Origin of the sequence: Enterococcus sp. AZ128 (assembly GCF_051714485.1) — a bacterium.
GTDB lineage: Bacteria > Bacillota > Bacilli > Lactobacillales > Enterococcaceae > Enterococcus_A.
This window is the reverse complement of sequence record NZ_JBIORZ010000001.1, coordinates 1,781,350-1,803,972: the sequence shown is the minus strand read 5'-3', so window position 1 is coordinate 1,803,972 and position 22,623 is coordinate 1,781,350. Positions and strand designations below refer to the sequence as shown.

General features: G+C 39.6%; 20 protein-coding genes and 1 rRNA gene. 11 read left to right on the top strand and 10 right to left on the bottom strand.

Translation table 11 applies throughout. The features are described 5' to 3' along the window. Positions 1 to 60: 60 nt before the first annotated feature. A complete protein-coding gene (locus IGI38_RS08860; RefSeq protein ID WP_438728935.1) occupies positions 61 to 672 on the bottom strand; it encodes a hypothetical protein in 612 nt (203 codons plus the stop codon). 192 nt (positions 673 to 864) lie between these two features. On the opposite strand from IGI38_RS08860, the gene IGI38_RS08855 reads away from it, so the two are divergent. Then, positions 865 to 1,266 (top strand): organic hydroperoxide resistance protein, encoded by a 402-nt coding sequence (locus tag IGI38_RS08855; protein ID WP_438728933.1) that lies wholly within the window; start codon positions 865 to 867, stop codon positions 1,264 to 1,266. A 234-nt stretch (positions 1,267 to 1,500) separates the two neighbouring features. After that, positions 1,501 to 2,154, top strand: coding sequence for an MIP/aquaporin family protein (locus IGI38_RS08850; protein ID WP_438728931.1), 654 nt, complete (start codon positions 1,501 to 1,503; stop codon positions 2,152 to 2,154). Positions 2,155 to 2,282: 128 nt separating this feature from the next. Here IGI38_RS08850 and IGI38_RS08845 read toward each other — a convergent pair whose 3' ends face one another. The 3 genes from IGI38_RS08845 to IGI38_RS08835 form a co-directional block, all read right to left on the bottom strand. After that, the gene (locus IGI38_RS08845) at positions 2,283 to 2,705 is read right to left on the bottom strand and encodes a DUF6442 family protein (RefSeq protein ID WP_438728929.1); all 423 of its coding nucleotides are present in this window, start codon (positions 2,703 to 2,705) and stop codon (positions 2,283 to 2,285) included. After that, positions 2,702 to 2,905 carry a helix-turn-helix transcriptional regulator gene (locus IGI38_RS08840; RefSeq protein WP_438728927.1) on the bottom strand — a complete coding sequence of 68 codons (204 nt, stop codon included), beginning with the start codon at positions 2,903 to 2,905 and terminating at the stop codon, positions 2,702 to 2,704. Before IGI38_RS08840 ends, IGI38_RS08845 begins: the two co-directional genes overlap by 4 nt. Positions 2,906 to 3,041: 136 nt before the next feature. Beyond that, positions 3,042 to 4,376 carry an amino acid permease gene (locus IGI38_RS08835; protein ID WP_438728925.1) on the bottom strand — a complete coding sequence of 445 codons (1,335 nt, stop codon included), beginning with the start codon at positions 4,374 to 4,376 and terminating at the stop codon, positions 3,042 to 3,044. A 454-nt stretch (positions 4,377 to 4,830) separates the two neighbouring features. Between IGI38_RS08835 and IGI38_RS08830 the strand changes: the two genes are divergently transcribed. Beyond that, a complete protein-coding gene (locus IGI38_RS08830) occupies positions 4,831 to 5,073 on the top strand; it encodes a GlsB/YeaQ/YmgE family stress response membrane protein (protein WP_016181535.1) in 243 nt (80 codons plus the stop codon). A 38-nt stretch (positions 5,074 to 5,111) separates the two neighbouring features. Here the strand turns inward: IGI38_RS08830 and IGI38_RS08825 are convergent, their stop codons facing one another. Further along, positions 5,112 to 6,053: a 2-dehydropantoate 2-reductase gene (locus IGI38_RS08825; protein WP_438728922.1), complete on the bottom strand. Its 942-nt coding sequence runs from the start codon at positions 6,051 to 6,053 to the stop codon at positions 5,112 to 5,114. A gap of 219 nt (positions 6,054 to 6,272) precedes the next feature. On the opposite strand from IGI38_RS08825, the gene IGI38_RS08820 reads away from it, so the two are divergent. The 4 genes from IGI38_RS08820 (at position 6,273) to IGI38_RS08805 (ending at position 10,627) form a co-directional block, all read left to right on the top strand. Then, complete coding sequence (locus tag IGI38_RS08820; RefSeq protein ID WP_438728920.1) at positions 6,273 to 7,325, top strand: DUF871 domain-containing protein; 1,053 nt, start codon at positions 6,273 to 6,275, stop codon at positions 7,323 to 7,325. Further along, on the top strand, positions 7,325 to 8,215 hold the full coding sequence (gene murQ / locus IGI38_RS08815; protein ID WP_438728918.1) for an N-acetylmuramic acid 6-phosphate etherase: 891 nt from the start codon (positions 7,325 to 7,327) through the stop codon (positions 8,213 to 8,215). Before IGI38_RS08820 ends, murQ begins: the two co-directional genes overlap by 1 nt. A gap of 12 nt (positions 8,216 to 8,227) precedes the next feature. Next, positions 8,228 to 10,180 (top strand): glucose PTS transporter subunit IIA, encoded by a 1,953-nt coding sequence (locus IGI38_RS08810; RefSeq protein WP_438728916.1) that lies wholly within the window; start codon positions 8,228 to 8,230, stop codon positions 10,178 to 10,180. A gap of 129 nt (positions 10,181 to 10,309) precedes the next feature. Further along, a complete protein-coding gene (locus IGI38_RS08805) occupies positions 10,310 to 10,627 on the top strand; it encodes a DUF1905 domain-containing protein (protein WP_438728913.1) in 318 nt (105 codons plus the stop codon). 42 nt (positions 10,628 to 10,669) lie between these two features. Here IGI38_RS08805 and IGI38_RS08800 read toward each other — a convergent pair whose 3' ends face one another. Beyond that, positions 10,670 to 11,521, bottom strand: a complete 852-nt coding sequence (locus IGI38_RS08800) for a MurR/RpiR family transcriptional regulator (protein WP_438728911.1) — start codon at positions 11,519 to 11,521, stop codon at positions 10,670 to 10,672. 142 nt (positions 11,522 to 11,663) lie between these two features. Between IGI38_RS08800 and IGI38_RS08795 the strand changes: the two genes are divergently transcribed. Continuing rightward, positions 11,664 to 12,299: a VTT domain-containing protein gene (locus IGI38_RS08795; RefSeq protein ID WP_438728909.1), complete on the top strand. Its 636-nt coding sequence runs from the start codon at positions 11,664 to 11,666 to the stop codon at positions 12,297 to 12,299. Between the two features lie 44 nt (positions 12,300 to 12,343). Here IGI38_RS08795 and IGI38_RS08790 read toward each other — a convergent pair whose 3' ends face one another. The 4 genes from IGI38_RS08790 to IGI38_RS08775 all read right to left on the bottom strand — a co-directional run bounded on the left by IGI38_RS08790 (position 12,344) and on the right by IGI38_RS08775 (position 17,197). Continuing rightward, positions 12,344 to 13,138 (bottom strand): metallophosphoesterase, encoded by a 795-nt coding sequence (locus IGI38_RS08790; protein ID WP_438728907.1) that lies wholly within the window; start codon positions 13,136 to 13,138, stop codon positions 12,344 to 12,346. 85 nt (positions 13,139 to 13,223) lie between these two features. Continuing rightward, positions 13,224 to 14,231: a LacI family DNA-binding transcriptional regulator gene (locus tag IGI38_RS08785; RefSeq protein WP_438728905.1), complete on the bottom strand. Its 1,008-nt coding sequence runs from the start codon at positions 14,229 to 14,231 to the stop codon at positions 13,224 to 13,226. 28 nt (positions 14,232 to 14,259) lie between these two features. Further along, complete coding sequence (gene pgmB, locus IGI38_RS08780; RefSeq protein WP_438728903.1) at positions 14,260 to 14,919, bottom strand: beta-phosphoglucomutase; 660 nt, start codon at positions 14,917 to 14,919, stop codon at positions 14,260 to 14,262. Further along, complete coding sequence (locus IGI38_RS08775; protein WP_438728901.1) at positions 14,912 to 17,197, bottom strand: glycoside hydrolase family 65 protein; 2,286 nt, start codon at positions 17,195 to 17,197, stop codon at positions 14,912 to 14,914. Before IGI38_RS08775 ends, pgmB begins: the two co-directional genes overlap by 8 nt. Positions 17,198 to 17,496: 299 nt before the next feature. Between IGI38_RS08775 and IGI38_RS08770 the strand changes: the two genes are divergently transcribed. The 3 genes from IGI38_RS08770 to IGI38_RS08760 all read left to right on the top strand — a co-directional run bounded on the left by IGI38_RS08770 (position 17,497) and on the right by IGI38_RS08760 (position 22,494). Continuing rightward, on the top strand, positions 17,497 to 19,671 hold the full coding sequence (locus IGI38_RS08770) for a PTS transporter subunit IIBC (RefSeq protein ID WP_438730382.1): 2,175 nt from the start codon (positions 17,497 to 17,499) through the stop codon (positions 19,669 to 19,671). Between the two features lie 48 nt (positions 19,672 to 19,719). Beyond that, the gene (locus tag IGI38_RS08765) at positions 19,720 to 20,511 is read left to right on the top strand and encodes an endonuclease/exonuclease/phosphatase family protein (RefSeq protein WP_438728899.1); all 792 of its coding nucleotides are present in this window, start codon (positions 19,720 to 19,722) and stop codon (positions 20,509 to 20,511) included. Positions 20,512 to 20,935: 424 nt separating this feature from the next. Beyond that, positions 20,936 to 22,494: ribosomal RNA gene (locus IGI38_RS08760) — 16S ribosomal RNA — on the top strand. Positions 22,495 to 22,623: the final 129 nt, after the last annotated feature.

Here is a 22,623-nt window from a genome sequence, read left to right as displayed (position 1 = left end):
TTATCCATACAAAAATCCGAGCAGATTATTCTTGCTCGGATTAAGCGTGTGTAATTATTTTTATTGTAAAGCTTCAAGCATGACATCTGCTTGATCCTCCAAAACATTTCCAGCATAATTCGGGGTGGCTAAAGATAAACCTCCATGCTTATTATGGAACAGATAAAGATCTCCAGATTGATTATTTGAGTTAGTCGCGCCTGAGATTTGCTCGCCAATTGAAAGAGCCGTGCTTACCTTAACTGTTCGAACCTCATTCGTATCCGCTGAAAAAATGTGAATAGTTTTTGCAGGCACATTTTGCATTATAAGGTTGTAACGAGCCTCACTGCTTGTATCAACGTTAAATGTAATTTGATTAGTGTTAGTATTAATATTTATTGAATCTGGTACATTCATACCATTAAAGTAGAAAGTTGCGTAACCGCCAAATTCACTACTTGATACAGTATCAGCTGTTTGCTGCACAGTTGAGTCTGTGGTTTCAGAAGTAGATGAACTGTCGGACAAATTTGAAGATGACTTCTGAGTAACGCTTGATGAAACCTTGCTGACTTGCGTTGAGCTCTCTGTATTGACTGGATTACTTGTGGTTGATTCTTGAGATGAATCACGAGTACATCCAACTAACAAGAAGGATGCAACTAGGCATACCATAAAGATTTTTTTCAAAGACAATCCCCCCTTCGTAGTTGATTATAGCAAAAAAACATCTTTTTGTAATCGTTTGCACAAAGTTTGTGAGATATGCTTGCTAAAATGATTTTAATCATCGGAGCACTTCTTTTTGTGAGCAATATCTTTGTATACTCAATTAATAACGCGTAGACTATTAATCAAGAAGAAGAAAAGGACTGATTTAATTTGAAGAAAATGTATGAAACAGCTATGATCAACCACGGTGGACGTACTGGAGATGTGCAAGCGCCGAACGGAAGTATGAAAATGAAAATCGAGCCACCTTCAATTCATTCAGAAGGAACAAATCCAGAACAATTATTTGCTGCAGGGTATGCCTCATGTTTTAATGGCGCAGTTCACCACATGCTGAAAGAACACAATATTGAATCTGATGCGGAAGTCAAAGCACGTGTTTCTCTATATCAGCTTGATGATGGCGGGTATCAAATCGGAGTGATCTTAGAGACTTCATTACCAGGTGTGGAAAAAGAAGAAGCACGAAAAATCGTTGAAGAAGCACATGAATTTTGTCCGTATTCAAAAGCAACTCGCGGAAACATTGATGTAGAAGTTGAATTGGTCTAGTTTGTGAACCTCTCAGTATTTTGAGAGGTTTTTTCTTTCATTCATTTTCATTACAGACTGCAATGAAATGTAAATCGGAAAATCTTCTTAGGATAACACTCTATATCTGATAAATTATTTCCGCTAATTAGCAAAAAGGAGAATGAAATAAGAGCTGTTGCGTATTGCTTTACAAAAAGTGAAGAATTAAATAGTATTAGGTCTTAATTATTTTATAAAGGATGTGCAGGGAAAATGAAAAAATATTTAGCGGAATTTCTAGGTACCTTTATGCTCGTTTTTTTGGGAACTGGTACAGTAGTTGTTGCTAAAGGTGGTACGTTAACAATTGGTTTAGCGTTTGGGTTAGCGATCACGATCATGGCTTATGCGGTAGGAGGGATTTCTGGAGGAAACTTTAATCCAGGTGTATCGATTGCGATGATGATCAATAAACGGTTAGAAGTGAAGGATGGAATATTTTATATTATCGCCCAAGCGTTAGGTTCAATTGTAGCTTCAGCAATTTTATATGTATATGTTCATGCGTTAAAATTACCTAGCGATGGTTTTGGTCAAAATGATTTTCCTAACATCAGTGCAGCGCAAGCATTTGGTGTGGAAACATTGATCACATTTCTATTCGTATTCGTCATTTTGATGGTAATCAGTGAAAAGTATGGCAACGCCCAAATGGCTCCGTTGGCGATTGGTATTACATTAGCATTCTTGATTATCGTAGCATTGAACTTAACAGGAGGCTCATTAAATGCGGCCCGCAGCTTAGGACCAGCGATTTTTGCTGGCGGCAGTGCTTTATCACATTACTGGGTTTACCTATTAGCTCCAACATTAGGCGCAATCATTGCAGCGTTTGTTGGTAAATTTATGGGTAGTGAAGAAAAATAATTTTTTAAACTAAGACGATCGCTATGATCGTCTTTTTTGCTCTGTATTTTTATAACGGGAGAAAGACACGAGAAAGAATAAAAGAGCAGAAACGAGAGGTTCTGCTCTTTTGCTATATGAAGAAAGTATCAGAATGATTTTTCGATTTTCGTACGATGGTAAATGGAATAACCTACGACAAAAAGATAAGCAATCACCATGGGGATGATAACAGTGTAGGAAATGCCCATTAGTGCAAATGTTAATAGAAGTGCAGAATACACATATAACATCATATCAAAACCTTTAGCTTTAGCCATATTTCCAATCATAATGTTTCGTTCATCCTTTGTATCGATCTCGATTTGTTTGGCTAATTTAGGATCGCTTTCAATCGCTTTTTTACTTATATATTCGCCTAGACCATAACCAAACAATCCACATCCTAGACCGATACAAAGGTAAGGCAATGTTTTCATGATCATTTGTGGATCAGCAATTGCTTTTATTAAATAAAAACCAATGAGTATCAATACTATGCCAGATAGGGCAATAAGCAAGTTCTTTTTCATTGTTCCTCCTCCTCATAGATAAAAATATCTTCAATTGTCATATTGAAATACTTGGCAATTCTAAATGCTAATAAAATAGATGGGTTATAACGATCATTTTCCAAAGATCCGATTGTCTGTCGTGATACTTCTAAGGCAATCGCCAACTCTTCCTGTTTTATGCCTTTTTCTTTTCGAATTTCTTCTAAACGATTTTTCATAGGACCTCCTTACGGAAAGCTTGCTTTACATCTAAAGTATAAATGAAAAAAACAATTATGTAAAGCACACTTTCCTTTTTCGAGATTAATTAAAAAAACAACCTAATCAGTTTACTACGCTGATTAGGCTGTTTATCTATAGTTGTTCTGAGACTGTATTAGTTTGTTTTTTACGATAACTGAAGAGAATAACGAAATAAATAAAGGCGGTGAAAAGGGTTACGCCAATCGGATTATTCATAAGGATTCCTACAAAGATCAATCCCAATACAAGAATCACTAAACCACTGAAGAATCGTTCTGTCAGGTTTCCTTTTTTTACAGCTAAAACAAAGGCAGCTAGACTAATCAATAGCCAAGTCAATAGCACAGAGTATGAAAGTGATCCCACCAAATAATTGAATAATTTATCTCCTAGAAAGTAAGACAAGATAACACCAAGATAAAGTGTACCCGTACAAAATAATACCGCTCGCTGCGGGACCTGATGCTTATTTAGAACAGCAAGCTTAGAAGTAAAACCGGTATTATCTTTTACACGAAAGTATAGTGTTCTAGAGGAAGCGTAAACGCCTGAATTAATTGAAGAAAACAACGCCAATACAATGACAAAATTTACGATATCAGTTGCAAATGGAATGTGCATCTTTTCAAAGACCATCACAAATGGGCTGGCAGTCGTGGCTGCTAAGGTATCCCAACGATAGATGATCAGAAGTAAAATCATTGGCACGATATAAAATGAAATGATTCTACCCATAACGCCTTTGATTGCTTTAGGAATAGCTGTTTTCGGATCTTCGGTTTCGCTAACTGTAATAGCGATTAGCTCAGAGCCGCCGTAAGAATAGATTACAACCAAAAGAGAACTTACCAGCCCTTGAAGACCGTGAGGAGTAAAACCACCATGACTATTCATTCGAGAAATGGTATCGATAAAGCCAATATTAAATACTTCACGCCCAACAAGATATGCACTGAAGACAATCAAGATAATAATGACCGCGATTTTGATAAATGCTAGCCAATATTCTGTTTCTGCGAATAAACGAACGGAATATAAATTAATAGCAGTTGTTAATACTGCCAAGATTAAAACAAAAATCCAAGAAGGAACATGAGGAAACCATAACTGCATGAAACTGGCAGCAGCTACGGCTTCAGCGATAATATTGACCATCCATAGCGACCAATATAACCAATCAATAAAGTCCGCAGTACGTTCGCCGAGAAATGGTTTGATAATTCCAGACAACCCCTGAACATTGTCGCTGCTTAAGACTAAGCGACCTAATCCATTCATAACAATGAAGAGTACTAAACCACCAAGCAGGAAGGCAAGTATGACGGAGGGGCCGGCAATTCCGATTGCTTCCCCGCTGCCCTTGAATAAGCCTGCTCCGATTGCGCCACCAAGCGCCAGCATCATAATGTGGCGAGAGGTCATTTGTTTCTGTAATTTATTTTCCATAAAGCTGCCTCGTTTCTAAATTGAAAGAATAGTTTGTAGATTTGAAATATTCTGATAATGATTTATCAATAATAGCAGAATCTTCTGACAATTCAATTGTGATGAAAAAAAATTCACCCATTTTTCATTCAACAGCTATAAGTCTTTAGGTTTAGCTTTTTTAAAAGATGATTTTTCCGTTTTCTGATAAAAAAAGAACCGAAAAGAAAACGTATTATTTATAAAAGAAAAAATCTGATTTTGCTAATAAATAGTCGTTTTTTTATTTCAAAAATTTCTTTATTCAGGAAATTTTTGAAGCAAACTATACATTGACCACAAATGCCTACATCATTGTGTTTTTGAACGTTAAACTTATAAATAGCTGCAATATTTGAGCAGAATAATAGGAAAAATGAGGGCTTATTTGTACCATAGTAATGTAATTATTATATATAGAAAGAGGGAGAGAAGAATGAGTTGGTTATGGACTTTAATCATTGGTGCTTTGATTGGTGTGATTGCGGGTGCAATTACTAAAAAAGGCGGTTCAATGGGCTGGATTGCAAATATTGTTGCTGGTTTAGTTGGTTCTGCGATTGGTCAAGCGTTACTTGGCTCATGGGGCCCTAGCTTAGCAGGCATGGCACTAGTTCCTTCTATTATTGGTGCCGTCATTGTTGTTGCAGTGGTTTCATTCTTTATTGGAAGAAAGTAGAAATTATTCCTAATAAAAAAAGCGCTTAGGCGCTTTTTTTATTTTGCTTGTAATAGTTCTTCTTTTCCATGAATCAACTGAGTCAAAAAGGCACAGTAGGGTGTATCGATTTGATACTTCTGCCCTTTTTGCCAAACGGCTCCATTGATATAATCAATCTCAGTTTTTCGATGATTACGAATAAGATCCTGATACATCGACGGGAAATGCAATCCTTGCGTTTTGATATCATAGGTGGCTTCAATAGCTTGAATCACTTGAGGTTGATCAAGTTCAATTCCCTCCACTTGGGCAACTGAAGCGAACTCTCCGACAATAGTTTCAATTATGTTTCTGGCAACTTTTAAGGATCCGAAATCAGTGATGTTACAATCTAGAATCGTACATAACCCGTTTAGTGTTCCATTTATACAGGCCTTTTTCCAAATAGAATAGCGGACATTGTTACTATAAATTGGATTTAGTCCAGCTTTTTGAAAAACGTCTAATACGTCCAGAGTGAAAGGTTTTCCTTTTGGATCTAAGTTCTCCATTTCGATACTGCCTGTCCCAACTAGTTTTGCATGACCTGGCCCAGCTAGTCCTGCTGTCCATGTAGTTGTGCCGAAGATAATATTTTCTTTTGGAATGAATTTTGCCAATGTTTCTTCGTGGCCCAAACCATTCAACAAACAGAAAACATATGTTTTTTCTCCAATGATTGGTTGGATGTCTTGAAACATCGCTTCAAGCTGCATGGATTTGGTCAATGCCACGATTAAATCGACATTTGCATGATCCTCAATAATTTCTTCTGGCGAATAGATAGGTAGATGAGCGACAACTTCATGGTCTTCGAACTCTCCAATCAATCCATTTTCACGTATAGCATTAATATGGTCCGGCCAGCGATCAATCAGAACAACTTCATTGCCTGCTTGATGAAGCATTAGTCCGATGCGACTCCCCATTGCACCCGCTCCAGCAATTGCGATTTTCATATTGATGATTCCTCCTTCAAGTTCCATTAAACAGTATACATAAAAAGCTAGAAAAAAGCGGATTTCCGGCTTGTCTAAGAAATTATATTTCATTATATATAAAGTAAATATGAAATATAGTTGTAATTATTTACGGGAGCGTTTATAATCATCTCGTAAAGTGAAATGGTTTTCATTTCGAATACAGATCGCTCTGCCAATTAATGAAGGAGGAAGTGTATGTTTGGTTTTTCAATTTTCTTAAACGAAGGTTTAACCAGTGAAACAAAAAAATATATAGAAGAAATGGCACATAGTGGATTTTCCGGTATTTTTACTTCCTTGCATATTCCAGAAGATGACGCAGCTCAATATCGTAAGCGCTTGACTGATCTTGGAGCTATTGCAAAAGCATATCATTTAGAGTTGATGGTAGATATTTCCGGGGAAGCCTTAAAACGAGCAGGATTCTCTTTTGATCGGGTAAGTCAACTTACTGAGATTGGTGTAACAAGCTTGCGAATGGATTACCACATAAGTAATCAACAAATTGCGAAGCTCTCACGAGAGCTGCCAATAGCTTTGAATGCTTCGACGATTACGGAAATAGATATCGAAGAATTACAAAAGGCAGAAGCAAACTTCGATCACTTAGAGGCTTGGCATAACTATTATCCCAGACCTGAAACCGCTTTAGATAAAGAATGGTATCGCCAAAAAAATCAATGGTTAAAATCAGTTGGATTTACGATCCAAGGATTTGTTCCAGGTGATGAAAAATTACGAGGGCCGTTATTCAAAGGCTTGCCAACTTTAGAAGAGCATCGCGGAATACATCCTTTAGCAGCAGCATTGGATCTATTAGCTGATACCGATAAGATTTATATCGGTGACAACGGCCTGTCGAAAAATGTGATGAGTCAATTTGCTTTCTATATTAAGGATGAAACGCTAAAACTAAGTGTAGAAGCATTTGACAAGCAGATTGAGTATGTTTTAGGCGACCATCTGAACCGACAAGATGAGGCTCGTGACGTTGTTCGCAGTGCGGAAGCGCGTTTCAAAGTGATCCCGGATATTGAACCATTGCCAGCGAAAGAGCGGAACGTTGGCGTTGTAACTATTGATAATGCGAATTACTTACGTTATATGGGAGAGATTCAAGTAATTAAGCAGTGTTTACCAGCGGATGAAAAAGTTAACGTCGTTGGACAGGTGATCGAAAAGGATCGGGCATTAATTGAACATATTAAAGCAGGGCAGAAATTTAGTTTAGAGAGTGTGGAAAAATAATGATTAACTTAGAAAACTTAACAACCGAACGTCGTAACGAGACAACTTTCGGCTTAGATGAAATGAGTGTCGCGGAAGCTGTCAAATTAATGAATAAAGAAGATCATAAAGTACCGGATGCAGTCGCGGAACAATTACCGCAAATTGAAAAAGTAGTTGAAGCAACGACCGCAGCCTTTAAAAATGGCGGACGATTGATTTATATGGGTGCTGGAACCAGCGGACGTTTAGGGGTGTTGGATGCAGCGGAATGCGTGCCGACTTTCGGTGTTGAACCTGAAATGGTAGTAGGGTTGATTGCAGGCGGCGAGCAAGCAATGACTGTAGCGGTAGAGGGTGCGGAAGATAATGCTGAGCTTGGCGCGCAAGATTTGAAAAATTTAAAACTAAACGAAAATGATATAGTCATCGGAATCGCAGCAAGCGGACGTACCCCGTATGTAATTGGTGGATTAGATTACGCTCGTTCGATCGGTGCCGCAACTGGAACAGTTTCTTGTAACAAAGGCGCAGAAATCAGCAATCATGCTGAATGGCCAATCGAAGTGGATTGCGGACCAGAATTTTTAACAGGTTCCACTCGATTGAAATCTGGAACAGCCCAAAAATTGATCTTAAACATGATCTCAACGATCAGCATGATTGGAATCGGAAAAGTTTACAACAACCTAATGGTAGATGTTAAAGCAACAAATGAAAAGCTTGTTGAACGTTCAAAGCGCATCATCATGCAGGCGACAGAAGCTGATTATGAAACTGCGGATCGCTTTTTTGAAGAAGCGGAACAAAATGTTAAATTAGCGATCGTAATGATTTTGACGAATAGTACTAAAGAAGAAGCAGAAGAGAAATTGATCCAAGCTGATGGATTTGTTAAAAAGACAATTTAGGAGGGGCGAACAATGGCGAAAGAAGAATTAACTTTGAATCAAATTGCCAAAGAAATCTATGAAGGTGCCGGCGGGATGGAGAACGTACAAAGCGTTGTACATTGCATGACACGTGTGAGAATGAGTGTACGTGACGATAGTAAAGTCGATCAGGCAAAATTGAAAAGTATCCCTGGAGTACTTGGGGTAGTGGATGATGAACAATTGCAAGTCATTATCGGACCTGGAAAAGTCAACAAAGTAGCTAAAGAGATGGTCGATATTGCCGGGGTTAGTCTTGGAGAAGAACTCCCCCATGATTCTGGCAAAGATAAAGTCAATGCAAAAGCTGCCGAAATGAAGGCTGCGCAAAAGGCTAAACAAAAAAGTTCACCGTTTAAAGCCATTTTAAAAGATATTTCTAATATTTTCGTACCAATGATTCCTGCTTTTGTCGGCTCAGGATTGATTGCTGGTGTGGCGGCAGTAATGGCAAACTTGATTACAGCGGGCACGATTGATGCGGCTACATGGCAACAATTTGTCGATATCCTGAATATTTTGAAAAACGGTATGTTTAGTTACCTAGTTATCTTCACAGGCGTTAATGCAGCCCAAGTTTTTGGGGCGAACCCTACTCTTGGCGGTGTAATCGGTGCGGTAGTGTTGTTGACAGGGATGAATCCTGAAGCACCTATTAAAAATTTATTCACTGGTGATGCATTAGCTGCTGGGCAAGGTGGGATTATTGGCGTCATCTTCGCTGTATGGCTATTGTCAATCGTTGAAAAAAAATTACATCAAATTATTCCGGACGCAGTGGATATCATCATTACCCCAATGCTCTCCTTATTAGTGATCGGTTTATTGGAGATCTTTTTGATTATGCCGTTAGCAGGATTCATTTCCAACGGTATGGTTGGCGGGATTAACTGGGTACTATCAGTCGGTGGCGCGTTTTCAGGATTTGTCCTAGGTGCCCTATTCTTGCCTATGGTTATGTTTGGGCTTCATCAAATCTTGACGCCAATTCATATTCAAATGATTGGCGAAACTGGAAAAACGTTATTATTACCAATCTTGGCAATGGCTGGTGCCGGGCAAGTTGGTGCTGCTTTTGCTCTATGGATCAAATTACGTAAGGACAAAGAATTGACTGAAATGATCAAAGGTGCATTACCTGTTGGTATTTTAGGTATTGGCGAGCCGTTGATTTATGGAGTGACATTGCCGCTGGGACGCCCGTTCATCACTGCCTGCATAGGCGGTGGTATCGGTGGCGCTGTAATTGGTGCAATCGGTGGAGTTGGAGCGATTGCAATCGGGCCTTCAGGTGCAGCGTTGATTCCATTGATTGCTAATGGTCGTTGGTGGGGTTACGTCCTTGGTTTGTTGGCAGCGTATATTGGTGGATTTATCGCTACTTATTTCTTTGGTATTCCAAAAGATAAATTAGCGGAACAAGAATTAGCGGAAGCTCCGATTTCGGAACCAACTGAAATAGTGAATACGTCAGTAGCGTCACATGTAACAAGTTCTTTTACAGCGGTGGCTAACGGTTCAGTGCATCCCCTAGAAGCAGCAGCAGATCCTGTTTTTGCTGAAAAAATGATGGGAGAAGGTTATTTTGTTGAACCAATCGATGGCGCAATATTTGCACCTGTTACCGGTAAAATTTCAACGATTTTCCCGACGAAACATGCGATAGGTATCACAACTGACAGCGGACTAGAAGTTTTACTCCACATGGGAATTAATACGGTGGAGTTAGACGGCAAGCCCTTTGACGTGCTAATAACAGAAGGGCAAAATGTTACTCCTGAAACCCAAGTAGCCGATGTTGACTTGACAGCGATCAAAGAAGCTGGCAAAGGTACGTCAATGATGGTGTTGATTACCAATATGAATGATGTAGAAACCCAAGTACTTGAGAAAATCGGAGCAGTCAACGCTTCAGAAGAAGTCTTTAAAGTGACTACCAAATAGAAGTAAAAGGGAGCGGTGCCGATTTGGCCCGCTCTTTGCTATTTTCGAGAAACAAAAAGAAAGTCAGCGTTTCATCGCTTTATCTGTGATACAATTTATTGAAAGTTAAGAAGGTGAGGAGGAAATTAGTTGGATAATGAGCGAATAAAATACGAATTTTCAGCTATAGTTTATCATCATTCTTCATCGCCTGAGATGACCGGCTGGACAATGGTTTCACTTCCTAAAGAACTTTCAACAGCGATTCGAGCTAGTTTTAAGTCTATGGAAGAAGGCTGGGGGAGAATGAAAGTCACAGCTGAAATCGGCAAGAGTAAATGGCAAACGGCTATTTGGTTTGATACGAAGCAAGATACACACTTGCTCCCGCTTAAGGCGGCAATTAGGAAAAAAGAAAAAATCATAACAGGTTCGAGCGTACGAATCATCATTTGGATAGAGTGCTAGTAAAAAGAAGAGCGGAAAGATGTCATTTCTTTCCGCTCTTCTTTAAAAGTATTTTTTTCGATATTCCTGGACGATCGCTCGTGTTGTGTAAATTTTTTCAGCATTTTCTTTGTTACGGCTGATATAGACATAAAATAATAAATCAATCGTAATGAACTGAGCTAAGATAGAATCTGTCGCGGCGCTACGATACGTTGCTTCGGTTGGCCTTGAAGTCTGCAAGGAAACATCGGATAGTTTTGACAAGGGGTTCTGACCAAATTGAGTCAAGGTAATGATTGGAATTCCAAGATCTTTTGCTGTTTCGGCTAGCGCAATCAATTCAGAGGTCAAACCAGAATTAGAAATTAACCAGATGACTGCTTCTTCTTGATGTAAAATCAGTTGCGGTAAAATCGTATTGTAATCTGGTTCACTGATGATATTTTTTCCTAAACGGCTCCATTTCTGGACGATATCAGTGGCCGCAAGGTTAGAAGCGCCGATACCTAAAACATAGCAAAATCTCTTTTCTTCTAACAGCTTACAAGCTTTTAGAAAGACCTCTTCATTAAATAAAGTGGTGGTTTCATCAATCGTATAACGTGCGTTACTCGCTAATTTGTTTTTTAGACTGTGGAATGTTTCGTCATGATCAACATCGCTGTAAGAACTATTATTACGACCTTGTATCGTTTCAGCAGAAAGCTCAATTTTAAGATCCGTGAGACTATTGTACCCCATTTTTTTTGAAAAGCGTACCACGGTAGGCGCACTCGCGCCGGAGGCTTCGGCAATTTCATTAGCTGTCATACCGGAGGCTTTTTCACTATTATCGCGAATGAAACTATATATTTTTTTTTCGGCTGCAGACATTTCCTTCTGCATGCTCTTCATATGAGAAAGAACGCTCATAAATTACTCCTTTTGTTCTTTTTCATTATTATACCATTTTCCGATTAAAATTTATTTTTTCTATAGAACAGGGAATCTTACTTTCCTTTTTCTTAGAAAGTCGTATGATAGGAAGGAAATCTTTTCAGAAGGAGTTTAGTATATGGCTTTAGTTGATTTTATTTTGCATATCGATGCTCACATGGTGTCGTTGGTTCATCAATATGGCTTGGGAATTTATCCGATTTTATTCGCAATTGTTTTTATTGAAACAGGGGTTGTCATTTTCCCCTTTCTGCCAGGGGATTCCTTTTTATTTGCGGCAGGGGCATTGACAGCTCTAGGGGGCAATGTTCTTTACTTGCCCTATGTGATTGGAATCTGTGTGATAGCGGCAATCTTAGGTGATATGATGAATTATTGGATTGGTCATACGATAGGTGTAAAAGCGCTGTATCATCAGCCGATTTCTCGTTTTATTAAAGAAGATAAAGTACGAGAGGCGGAAAATTTTTTCAATGAACGAGGGAAATGGACGATTTTTTTAGGTCGCTTTATGCCGTTTGTTCGGACGTTCATCCCATTTATTGCTGGTTCAAGTAAAATGAACTGGAGGATTTTTTCAAGTTTTAATATTTTTGGTGCAATCGTTTGGGGAACGCTTGTCAGTTTAGCGGGATATTTTTTGGGAAACATCCCAATAGTCAGCGAACATTTTTCATTGATTATGCTATTGATTGTTTTTGTTTCTTTAGTCCCAATTATGATTCCTTATATTAGCAAAAAGCTTCATGCGTAAAAAAAGTGTGAGAGTCCTCCTTCCTAGGATTCTCACACTTTTTTCTATAGATGGAAATACAAAATTTCAGGAGTAACCCTGAAGCGTAAGGGAGGCCCTGTCGTTCCTAAGCCAGTATTAACGACTAGACTGGTTTTGGGAGTCAAATTATATACGCCTTTATCATAGAGTTTTGAACCAAAATTTTTGTAAGGCAGCAAGGGGAAGCGGATCTGTCCACCGTGACTATGGCCGGATAAAATTAAGTCAAAACGCCCAAGCTCGGGCAGGTGTCTGATTTGATCAGGCTCATGTACCATTAAAATAGAAAAGCTGGCTTTTATAGGAAGTGTGTTGTAATCGGGCTGACCTTCTTGCCCATCGTCGATTCCCGTCAAATTTATCTGATCTACGAGCGTACTTTGATTATTCAGTAAAGTAAAACCTCCATCTGCTAACATCTGACTAACAGCTTCATGCCCGTTGGATCGATAATCATGGTTACCAAGAACAGCGAATTTCCCTTTTGAAGCTTTGATTCTAGCTAGTTGTTGACTGATAGTTTGGCAGTCTCGTGTTTGCCAATAGTGATAATTCTCGATCAAGTCACCAGTGAATAGGACGATATCTGGTTCTGTTTGATTCAATTTATTAACAATTTTATCGAACCGTTTTGGAGAATAAAATAACGAGAAGTGGCTGTCGCTAATTTGAGCGATTGTTAACCCTTTTTTTGCACCAGTTTTGATAGTAAGTTGTTCAGTTTTAGTAATTTGAAAATGCTTTTCGATCAATTGATAAGTTGAGTAACGACAATAGATCAGAAAAAGCACTAAGAGTAGACCAAAAATTAGAATCATCTATACCACTTTCTCTCTGATTTTTGGCTAGTATATACAAAATAACGACCTGCCACAAGTTGGACAGGTCGTATTTAATGATAATTTAAATCGTGCGAACCGTTTCTCTTTGAATCAAATGATGCGGTACGACTAATTGAACCCCGCTCGATTGTTTTTGATCAATTTGTTCCATTAATTTTTGGGTTCCCAAGCGTCCAAGATCAGAAATGTCAATATCGATCGTTGTCAAATAGGGATGAACCAAGGTCGCGAAGATCGAATTATTGAAGCTGATTACTGAAAGGTCATCAGGTACTTTGTATCCATGCAATGTTGCTAGTTGGATCATACGTAAGGCGAAAATATCATCGATTACAACTAACGCAGTCGCCTCGGTCTTTTCAATTACTTCCGGAAACTGAGTGTAATCTTCCGGCTGTAACATCGCTAACGGCGAATGAGTAGGGAAACCTTGCAGCATCATTGCTTCCTGATATCCAAAATAGCGCTCGAAAAAAATCACCTCTTGATTAACATTTGAGACGAACAAGATATTTTTATGTCCTTTATCAATCAAATGCTCGGTGGCCTGCTTACCAAGAAGCTGGTTATCATTATCGACATAAACGATATCAGCTTCCCTTTTTGGTGGACGCCCGATCAAGGTGAAGGGCACTTGGTTTTGATAAAGGTACTCTGCTATCGGATCGTCTTTTTCAGAATAGGCTAAGATGAATCCGTCGACTTGTTTTTGGCGATGCATTTGAATCACATTTTCTAGCAAAGTGTTGATGTTGTTAGCTGATGCAACAGCAGTGGTGATTTGGAAGTCTGCAGCAGTTTCGTTAACGGCATTCAGCAGTTCTAAATAGAACGGATTGCCTAAACGCTCACGAGAGTCAAGCGGAGGTAAAATCACACCGAAAGAATTCGCTCGTTGTTTCCCAAGGTTTCGAGCAGTGATATTTGGAAAATAGCCCATCTCATCCATAATTTTTCGAACCCGCTGTTTTGTCTCGGCGGAGATACTAGGGTGGTCATTGATCACACGGGAAACAGTAGAAGGAGAGACTTTCGCTTTCTTAGCTACGTCCTTGACTGTAGATACCATTTTTTTCGCTCTCCTTTCTCAATAATAATTACTTATCCCATTGTTTTTGTAAAAAATCCAAAGTGAGTTCGGCAGTTGAATCAACTAAAGCGATATCATCGCCTAGCTGTTCAACAGTTCCTACACCTATAGGTAGTGCGCCGCTAGCCTTAATAGCGGTTATTCCAGCTTTAGCATCCTCAATCCCGATGCATTTTTCAGGTGTTAATCCAACCATTTGCGCGGCTAAAAGAAAAATGTCAGGTGCTGGTTTACCAGCACTTACTGATGCAGGATCAGCGATGCCATCGAAATAGTCGGTTAGTTTCATTTGTTTCAATAGAAAGGGTCCGTTTTTACTAGCTGATGCTAGCGATATTTTTATCCCAGCATTCTTCAACGATTTTAGCAATTCTAAAATGCCTGGGTAGACGTCTTTGGGTGAAACGGCTTGAATCATTTCAACATAATTATCGTTTTTTGATTTTGCTAATTGATTAAATTCAACCTCAGAAAATTCTTTTTCACGATTGCCGTGTTCAAGGATCAACTGCAAAGAATCTTCGCGACTTACGCCTTTCAACTTCTCGTTAAACTGCCGATCGATTGATATTCCAAGACCATCTGCTAATTTTTTCCATGCTAAGTAATGATACTCAGCTGTATCGGTAATGACTCCATCTAGATCAAACAAAACACCTTTAAACATTTGATTCCTCCTGTTTCAATGGAACCGTTAATGAATCGCTTAAGGAAACTTCCTTCCCATAAAGCATCATAGCTAAGGATGGGCCATCTTTCAAGTCAATTTGAACTTCTTTCTGATTTACGCTAACTGCTAGTAGACGCCCTTGGTAATTAATATGGAAGGAATATTGCTCCCATTCTTTTGGCAACAATGGTGCGAAGCTTAATGTACCAATATTTGTTTTCATTTGAGCGAACCCTTGAACGATAGCCAGCCAACTGCCTGTCATAGAAGTGATGTGCAGGCCATCCTCAGTGTCGTTGTTGTAATTATCCAAGTCCAAACGAGCTGTTCGCTGATACATTTCCATTGATTTTTCTGTTAATCCTAGTTCAGCAGCTAGAATCGCATGAACAGATGCTGAGAGGGAAGATTCGTGAACGGTCATCGGTTCATAAAATTCAAAATTTTTCCGTTTTTCTTCGGCAGTAAACTGATCACCAAAGAAATAAATTCCTTGTAAAACATCTGCTTGTTTAATGAAACAAGAACGCAAGATCTTATCCCAAGACCAATTTTGATTTAATGGGCGATCTTTCGGATCTAGATCAGCTGTTGGCATTAAGTCTTTATCTAAGAAGGTATCATGTTGAACAAAAATGCCTAGTTCTTCATCAGTTGGGTAATACATATGGTCGATAATATCTTGCCATTTTGCTTGTTCGTCGGAAGATATAGAAACAGTCGTTTGATCTTGATATTTTTGATAGTTTTCTAAAGTATATGAAAGGACCCAAGTTGCCAAATAATTGGTGTACCAGTTATTGTTAATATTATTCTCATACTCATTTGGTCCCGTTACGCCGTGAATCATATATTTTTTCTGACGTTTTGAATAATGCACACGATCAGCCCAGAAACGTGCAATTTCAGTTAAGACTTCAAGTCCTTCTTTTTGGATGTAACTATTATCCCCTGTATAGGTTGTATAGTTGTAGATCGCATGGGCGACAGCACCATTCCGATGAATTTCTTCGAAGGTGATTTCCCATTCGTTATGACATTCAATACCAGTAAATGTCACCATTGGATACAGGGCACCTTGTAATCCTTGTTGACGAGCATTATGCTGCGCTTGCGGCAACTGATTATGTCGGTATTTTAATAGGTTTTTGGTAACACTCGGGTCAGAAATTCCTAAGTACATCGGAACTGCGTAGGCTTCCGTATCCCAATAAGTAGCGCCACCATATTTTTCACCTGTGAAGCCTTTTGGTCCAATGTTTAAGCGTTCGTCTTCACCATAATATGTAGAGAACAATTGGAAAATATTGAAACGAATGCCTTGTTGCGCTTCATCGTCTCCATCGATCAATACATCTGCTAAAGCCCAACGATTTGCCCAAGCTTCATTTTGCTCAGTTAATAGTTCTTCATATGACTCGCCATATTTTGTTAGTAAAGCAATGGCTTTTTCACCGTGCTCTGATTCAGGGATATCCCGGCTAGTCAGAATAATGACTCGTTTTTCTAATTGAATTGACTGTCCAGCTTTTAAGTCATAGGTAAAACTTTCAGCTACCTCTAAGGTATTATCTTGTTGAATACCAATGGAAGAACTAATATGTTTCATTGCGCCTGTCACCGAAAATTGTTCAATTCCAAAGTTATTTGGAATGGTTTGTGTTGTTAAAAAACTAATATCATCTCGGTGTCCGCGCTCTTTTTCTAACCAAAACATCTCTTCATAATTACTGTCCTCGTTGTGAACGTTACTATCCAATTTAGAGACTATTTTCAAATCTGCATCACCTGATAGGCTTTCAGCGGTAAGACGTATCACAGCAAGTTCCTGTTTTACGACACTCAAAAAACGCTCAAAAGTAAAGCGAATTTTGGCACTATTCACAGATATAACAAAAGAACGCGTAAGAACACCGTTCTGCATGTTCAATTCTAAATCGAAATCTTCGAATTGCGTAATAGCTAAATCAATCTCTTGATTATTCACGAATACTCTCATTTGGATGAAATCAAGAGCATTGATGACTTTACCGAAATACTCAGGATAGCCGTTTTTCCACCATCCAACTCGAGTTTTATCAGGGTACCAAATTCCTGCAAGGTATGTCCCTTGATGATGATCACCACTGTAGTTTTCCTCAAAATTACCGCGCATTCCCATATAGCCGTTTCCTATACTAGTTAAGGATTCTTGCAGGCGGCGATTTTCTTTATCTAAAGTAGTGGTCCGAATTTTCCAAGGGTCAATTTCAAAAAGACGTTGAGCATTTTTCATGATAGTCCTCCTTATGTTTTCTTAGCTCTATCATAAACGCAACCGGTTGCGCAAGTCAAGTGAAATTTATAATTGATTAAAGAATGGTTTGTCTGTTTGATATAAGAAAAATCAAAATATTTGTTCTGAAAGAGTTTACAAAGCAAGTGAATGAGTATATAATGCAATTTAACGAAACCGATTGCGTTATGTGAGCGCTATTTAGAAAATCTGATAGAATAAGTGCTTGAGACAATGATCGATTTTCCAATTATAAAGAATCAATGTTATAAAAATTAGGAGGAGCAAGAATGAAGGGAATCAAAAAGATTTTTAGTTTTGAATTTTGGCAAAAATTCGGAAAGGCCTTAATGGTGGTAATAGCAGTAATGCCAGCAGCGGGTTTGATGATAAGCATCGGAAAGTCGCTACCTTTAATCAACGAAAATCTCAGTTGGCTAGTAACGACTGGTGGGGTAGTTGAAAATATCGGTTGGGCTATCATTGGTAATCTACATCTGCTTTTTGCGTTGGCGATTGGTGGAAGTTGGGCTAAAGAAAGAGCTGGTGGGGCATTTGCTGCAGGGCTATCATTCATTTTAATTAATCGAATTACTGGTGCGATCTTTGGAATTTCTACAGAAATGTTAGCTGATCCTAGTGCTGTCACTCATACTTTGTTTGGACAAGAAATCATGGTCAATGGTTATTTCACGAGTGTCCTTGAGGCGCCAGCTCTAAACATGGGTGTATTTGTCGGTATCATTGCTGGGTTTGTCGGCGCCACAGCCTATAATAAGTATTACAATTTCCGGAAACTACCAGAAGTGCTGACTTTCTTTAATGGAAAACGTTTTGTACCTTTTGTAGTCATCTTACGTTCGGTTATCGTAGCTTTAGTGTTGGCCCTAGTATGGCCAATCATTCAAACTGGAATAAATGATTTTGGTAAATGGATCGCTAATTCTCAAGATACAGCACCCATATTAGCGCCCTTCCTTTATGGAACGTTGGAACGTTTGCTCTTACCGTTTGGATTGCATCATATGTTGACAATACCGATGAACTATACACAATTAGGCGGTACTTACGAAATTTTAACTGGCGCACAAGCGGGCAGCCAAGTGTTCGGTCAAGACCCACTGTGGTTGGCCTGGGCAACTGATTTAGTCAATTTGAAGAACGGCGGAGATTTATCTCAATATAAAGATGTGTTGACTCAATGGACGCCAGCACGTTTTAAAGTTGGTCAAATGATTGGTTCGTCAGGTATTTTGATGGGTTTAACTTTAGCCATGTATCGTAATGTTGACCCTGATAAGAAGAAAAAATATAAGTCAATGTTCCTTTCTGCTGCAGTTGCTGTATTTTTAACCGGTGTAACTGAACCACTGGAATTTATGTTTATGTTTGTCGCAGTACCATTGTATGCTTGTTACGCAGTGATTCAAGGAGCAGCCTTTGCAATGGCTGACTTAATCAATCTACGGGTTCATTCATTTGGAAATATTGAACTGCTTACTCGAGTGCCGATGGCTTTACGAGCTGGATTAGGGAATGATCTGCTTAATTTTGTATTGACCAGTATTGCATTTGGCGTATTTACCTACTTTTTTGCTAATTTCATGATCAAGAAATTCAATTATGCGACACCTGGAAGAAATGGGAACTACGAAGTTGATACTGATGAGACTTTAAACACAGTGGCAGATGGGACTGTATCGGTGGATTCGCAAATTGTGAAAATCATTAATTTATTGGGAGGCCCACAAAACATCACAGATGTCGACGCATGTATGACGCGTTTACGAGTAACAGTGGCGGATAAAAATGTTGTCAGTGGAGAAGAAGATTGGAAGAAAGCCGGAGCAATGGGACTCTTAGTCAAAGACAACGGTGTGCAAGCGGTTTACGGTCCAAAAGCAGACATCTTGAAATCAGATATTCAAGATTTGTTAGATTCAGGCATGGAGATACCTGTTGCTAATTTTCAAGAACCCTCACATGAATCAGAAAAGACGGCGATGAATTTCCAAGGTAAGCAGGCTGATTTTGTAGCACCAGCGAATGGTGAACTTATTCCCATCGATCAAGTGCAAGATGATGTATTTTCGCAAAAAATGATGGGTGAAGGATTTGCAGTTATACCAGAAAATGGTGAGATTGCTAGTCCAGTCGCTGGCACAATCGTTTCTGTCTTTCCAACGAAGCATGCTATTGGATTAAGAACAATCGATGGGATAGAAGTGTTGCTCCATATGGGAATTGATACAGTAGATTTAAAGGGAGAAGCTTTTGAAGTTAAGGTTCATGAAGGTGATAAGGTGAAAGCTGGCAAAATAATTGCCACAGCAGATCTAGCAAAAATTCAAAAAGCTGGAAAAATGACAACGATGATCGTAGTATTCACAAATGGTGACAAGATTGAAAATTACCATTATGTCAAAACAGGACTTGTTTCTCGTGGTGAAACGGTAGGAACGATTGATTATTAAAGTGAGGCGAGAACAATCAAAGCACTAACCTTGAATACTCATAGTTGGATGGAAGAGGATGATCAACAGCAAATTGAGGTTTTGGCACTCCGGATTGCTAAAGAAGAGTATGATTTGATTGGACTGCAAGAAGTTAATCAGCTTGTTGCAAGTCCCTTAGCGCATGTAGACAGTTATTTTCAACCAACAACAAAACAGCAAGCAATTCATAAAGATAATTTTTTATTCTGTCTAACTGAACGATTGAAAGAGCTGGGTTGTTATTATTATTGGAGTTGGACCTACAATCATATCGGGTATGATATTTATCATGAAGGGGTTGGGCTATTGTCGAAAACGCCGATAGAAGCGACAAGTTTATTGATATCTGCGACGTCTGATCCGATTGATTATCACACGAGAAGAGTTTTGATAGGAGAAACAGTGGTTAATAATCAGAGATTAATAGTAATAAGTGGTCATTTTTCTTGGTGGCAGACGAATGGAAAGTCTTTTGCCTACGAATGGGGAACGCTGGAAAAAGCGCTGTTAGAACGAGATGATGCGCTGATTATTATGGGAGATTTCAATAATGATGCAAGAAAAAAAAGTGAGGGCTATGATTTAGTTTTAGAAAGCTCGCTAGGACTGCAGGATGCTTTCGCTCTTGCAGAAAACAAACATGGGGAAAACACAGTTGAAGAATCCATTGATGGTTGGGATAAAAATACCGCAAAGCTTCGGATAGATTATGTTTTCACCTCAAAAAAATTTGGAATAAAAAAATATTGCATTGTTTTTAATGGGGAAAATGAGCATACAATTAGTGATCATTACGGGATAGAAGTGGCGATGGACTAGCTTTTTGCTAGTTCATTTTCATTTTTATAGAATCTTTTTTTGGAAAAAATGAAAAATGTTTGACATTATTTTTCAATATGATATTATCAATAACGTTGCTGAAACATATTGATTTGACAACAAATAATAACTGTTGACAAGCATTTTTTTGAATGTTATTATTTCGAAGTTGTCAATTGAGTTTCAAAGAAATTTTCAAAATTAATTGAAAAAAATCTTGACTTTCATTCAGCAAGCTGTTAAGATATAAAAGTTGCTGAAACAAAGCGATAAACGATGTAGACCTTTGAAAACTGAACGAATAAAACAAACCAAATGTGTAGGGCGTTTCTTTTATAATAGAAACAAACAACATAGCAAGCAATATGCTAGCAAGTCAATTATTACAATTGAGCTTAACAGTCGCAAGACTGTTTCAAACACTTTTTATGAGAGTTTGATCCTGGCTCAGGACGAACGCTGGCGGCGTGCCTAATACATGCAAGTCGAACGCTTTTTCTTTCACCGGAGCTTGCTCCACCGAAAGAAAAGGAGTGGCGAACGGGTGAGTAACACGTGGGTAACCTGCCCATCAGAAGGGGATAACACTTGGAAACAGGTGCTAATACCGTATAACAATAGAAACCGCATGGTTTCTATTTGAAAGGCGCTTTTGCGTCACTGATGGATGGACCCGCGGTGCATTAGCTAGTTGGTGAGGTAACGGCTCACCAAGGCAACGATGCATAGCCGACCTGAGAGGGTGATCGGCCACATTGGGACTGAGACACGGCCCAAACTCCTACGGGAGGCAGCAGTAGGGAATCTTCGGCAATGGACGAAAGTCTGACCGAGCAACGCCGCGTGAGTGAAGAAGGTTTTCGGATCGTAAAACTCTGTTGTTAGAGAAGAACAAGGATGAGAGTAGAATGTTCATCCCTTGACGGTATCTAACCAGAAAGCCACGGCTAACTACGTGCCAGCAGCCGCGGTAATACGTAGGTGGCAAGCGTTGTCCGGATTTATTGGGCGTAAAGCGAGCGCAGGCGGTTTCTTAAGTCTGATGTGAAAGCCCCCGGCTCAACCGGGGAGGGTCATTGGAAACTGGGAAACTTGAGTGCAGAAGAGGAGAGTGGAATTCCATGTGTAGCGGTGAAATGCGTAGATATATGGAGGAACACCAGTGGCGAAGGCGGCTCTCTGGTCTGTAACTGACGCTGAGGCTCGAAAGCGTGGGGAGCAAACAGGATTAGATACCCTGGTAGTCCACGCCGTAAACGATGAGTGCTAAGTGTTGGAGGGTTTCCGCCCTTCAGTGCTGCAGCTAACGCATTAAGCACTCCGCCTGGGGAGTACGACCGCAAGGTTGAAACTCAAAGGAATTGACGGGGGCCCGCACAAGCGGTGGAGCATGTGGTTTAATTCGAAGCAACGCGAAGAACCTTACCAGGTCTTGACATCCTTTGACCACTCTAGAGATAGAGCTTCCCCTTCGGGGGCAAAGTGACAGGTGGTGCATGGTTGTCGTCAGCTCGTGTCGTGAGATGTTGGGTTAAGTCCCGCAACGAGCGCAACCCTTATTGTTAGTTGCCATCATTTAGTTGGGCACTCTAGCGAGACTGCCGGTGACAAACCGGAGGAAGGTGGGGATGACGTCAAATCATCATGCCCCTTATGACCTGGGCTACACACGTGCTACAATGGGAAGTACAACGAGTCGCGAAGTCGCGAGGCTAAGCTAATCTCTTAAAGCTTCTCTCAGTTCGGATTGTAGGCTGCAACTCGCCTACATGAAGCCGGAATCGCTAGTAATCGCGGATCAGCACGCCGCGGTGAATACGTTCCCGGGCCTTGTACACACCGCCCGTCACACCACGAGAGTTTGTAACACCCGAAGTCGGTGAGGTAACCTTTTGGAGCCAGCCGCCTAAGGTGGGATAGATGATTGGGGTGAAGTCGTAACAAGGTAGCCGTATCGGAAGGTGCGGCTGGATCACCTCCTTTCTAAGGAATATTACGGAGACTACACAGGTTGCTTTATTCGTTCAGTTTTGAGAGGTCTACTCTCAAATCGTTCATTGAAAACTGGATACAGAAACAAATTTAAACAAACCGAGAACACCGCGTTGAATG